This is a genomic window from Ferruginibacter sp. (assembly GCF_014377975.1).
Lineage (GTDB): Bacteria > Bacteroidota > Bacteroidia > Chitinophagales > Chitinophagaceae > Ferruginibacter.
In genome coordinates this window covers 1-2,816 of sequence record NZ_JACMOO010000338.1, presented here as the reverse complement: position 1 = coordinate 2,816, position 2,816 = coordinate 1, and the positions used below count along the sequence as shown (strand labels likewise).

Here is a 2,816-nt window from a genome sequence, read left to right as displayed (position 1 = left end):
TAAGCAGCAAATGACTCCGGTTGCATTCCCGCCAGGTGCTTAACCTTATTGATGATTTTTTTTAGCATAATTATACTTGATAAGGATTAGTGTTTCGTGAGCATAGTTCTGTATATTTTTGCAGGCAGGTTTCCCATCGCTTTCAGTGCCAGCCAGGTTCTTAATTTCCTAGGCATCTTTCCGGTGTAGCCATATGCCACTACTTCATGCCTGCTGTTAACGTCATATTTTTCGCAGATGTTAATGGCCTTGAGCAGGCAGCTTTTGCGGGCAGTTTTGCTGTATTGATTTCGCTGCTTATAGATGCTGTTCAGGACATACAGGTATTCAAATATTTCCACTTCTTTGTTATCCAAGCACTCGTCTGTTACTCTTCCTTCTGCGACGTAGGTTACGAGCAGCAATTCCGGCGTGTAAATAAAATGGTTGTTGTGATGGAGCATGCGGATGTAAAATTCAATATCCACCAGCCATTTCAACTTTGGGTCAAAAAACATGTCAACACTTCTACGGAAGATGCCCGTGCTGGGTGCTCCGGGCAGGTTATTGCTATATAGCACCAGCGGGTTTTCTTTCAATATTTTTAATTGACTTTCATCGAGCATATGATCCCAGTTCTTTGCCGGGCTTTGTGCCTGCGTGGCAGAAAAAGCATAGTCAGCGCCGGGGTTTTCATCCAGCATGGCCACGTATTTTGCAAGGCTGTCAGGGTCGCTTAACCAGTCATCGTGATGCAGTAGCTTGATGTATTCCCCGCTAGCCTGGCGCATGGCTTCATTCCAGTTTTCGGGGCTCCCCAGTGTGGTTGCATTCTTAAAATATTTTATCAGTTCCGGCCGTTGGTAACCCTGCGCCAGTTCTTTTACTATGTTTCCTGGTGAATCATCTGTAATTACTATTTCATAGTCCTGATAAGTTTGGGAGAGAATAGAATCAATGGTTTTGCGCAGGTACAAGTCCTGGTTATAAGCCGGAATACAAATGGATACTTTTGGCATTTATCAAATGGGGACTTAAACTGCTTTCTTCATCTTAAGCAACACTTTCTTTTGATTTTAAAGAAATATCAATTTTTTCTATCCCGACAATATGGTTTGAACGGGCAACAATAATTCCATCTGCTGAGTAGGTATCCTTTTCATCCGCCTGGCAAATTATAGTAAAGTCATTAGCTATTAAAAAATCAAGACATTTATAATGCACTTTATTTCCATGCGTAGAAATAAACGCATAACCAATCTTCTTTTCTTTTATGGCTTTTGAAGCTCCCAATAACATGTCATATTCAAATCCCTGGATGTCTGCGTGCAGGATATCTAAAAAGTCTATATGCTGTGCTGTTAAATAATCATCTACACAGATAACAGGCTTACCATCCAGTTTACCACTCTCGCTGCCTGCAAATGCATTTGTAAATGTGCCCTGTACTTTGTTAAGCCGGAAATTATTTATACCATATTTTAAGTTGAATAATTCTGGTTCCACCATAAAGTTTCTAGCACCTTTTACCCTCTTATTAAACCAAATGGAATAAAAAGCCCAGTAAGAACCCAGTTCCAGCATAGTTGCACCTTCCGGCATTTCATTTAAAACAAGCTTAAATGCATATTCTTCTTGTGGTTCATGAACTCCTCTATTTTGATAAAGCATCTTTACGATGGCTTCACCATAGTAGCCGCCCAGCGTTGTAAGAATACCGTTGTGCATGAACTGCTTTCCGTTCCTTACTTTTCCGGCGTTTTGATGGCGTTCAATTTTCCTGTTGTCTGGACACAATATGACGTCCTGCAATCTGCTTTGCCAACCATCTTCCAACGGACAATTTAAATAATGCTTATCATAATAGCCCATTGGTAATAACAATTTTAATTTGATCTGATAAAACATTGATGAGCCTTTCATCTTCCGGATATACTTTAGGCTATGAAAGGAGACAATATGTTGAAGCTTTTTATAAAAGGACATTAGGAAATTTAAAAATGGATGCTCAAAGTATTTTGAAGCGTAGCAAACTACTGAACTCTCGTATTGTTGCAATTATTTTAACTCTCAGTTTTTGAATATTTGTTCTTATAAATATTCTCATTAAAAACAAATTATTTCTGCTGGCTGGAATTCTTACACGACGATTGATAATCATAAATAAAAATTGTAGTACATCATTCATTACAATCAAATGATCACTTCCACCAATTGCAATTTTATTTTGCACAATCATTTCAATTGCCAACTCATCATTTCTATCTATTTTAATCAACTTAGAAATAAGAGATTCATAATTATTAAAATCATTGACGTTTATAAAAGATTTGCGATTAAAGTCTTTATCGATCATATTATTTCCCCAATAAATGGGAATTGAGTTAACTACAAAAGGTTCCAATATCTTCTCTGTTGTATAACCAGCATAATTGCTATTTTCAAATGCAAAAACAAACTTATAGTCTTTAATAAAAGCCATCTTGTCTGTTACAGAATAACCAATATTATTTAGAACTCTGCCCCCAGAATCTACTTTTTTTACTTTTGATAATACCTTAAAAAAACTGATTCTTTCCTCTGAATTAGGGTTAGACACCAGCATGCAGCAGAACTTTGTCTTTGATTTCCAAATTGCGGTAGCTTCCTCTCTTGATATTTTTTTAACTAAATCTTGGTAGTATTTATGACGCTGGATATAAAGATGGTAAAGAGGGAGTCGAAAATGATTATTTCTTTTTAAGAAATCAAAACTTAATGCGTAATCACATTGTAAAAAATCAGGGCGCTGATTTTCGCTCGTGTAAAAAATTCGGATACAATCATATTTTAAGAAC

Annotated in this window: 3 protein-coding genes; all 3 read right to left on the bottom strand. The window is 36.9% G+C overall.

Translation table 11 applies throughout. From position 1 onward, the window contains the following. Nucleotides 1–86 precede the first annotated feature (86 nt). A complete protein-coding gene (locus H7254_RS16660) occupies nt 87–998 on the bottom strand; it encodes a glycosyltransferase family 2 protein (RefSeq protein ID WP_301934045.1) in 912 nt (303 codons plus the stop codon). Nucleotides 999–1,032: 34 nt separating this feature from the next. Beyond that, complete coding sequence (locus H7254_RS16655; protein WP_301934044.1) at nt 1,033–1,887, bottom strand: FkbM family methyltransferase; 855 nt, start codon at nt 1,885–1,887, stop codon at nt 1,033–1,035. A 100-nt stretch (nt 1,888–1,987) separates the two neighbouring features. Then, nucleotides 1,988–2,816: glycosyltransferase family 10 (locus tag H7254_RS16650; RefSeq protein WP_301934043.1), on the bottom strand; the 829-nt coding region annotated here is incomplete at its 5' end.

Excerpts from the sequence above, each read along its gene's own strand:
- H7254_RS16660 (WP_301934045.1), bottom strand. The coding sequence starts at position 998 with ATGCCAAAAGTATCCATTTGTATTCCGGCTTATAACCAGGACTTGTAC.
- H7254_RS16655 (WP_301934044.1), bottom strand. The coding sequence starts at position 1,887 with ATGTTTTATCAGATCAAATTAAAATTGTTATTACCAATGGGCTATTAT.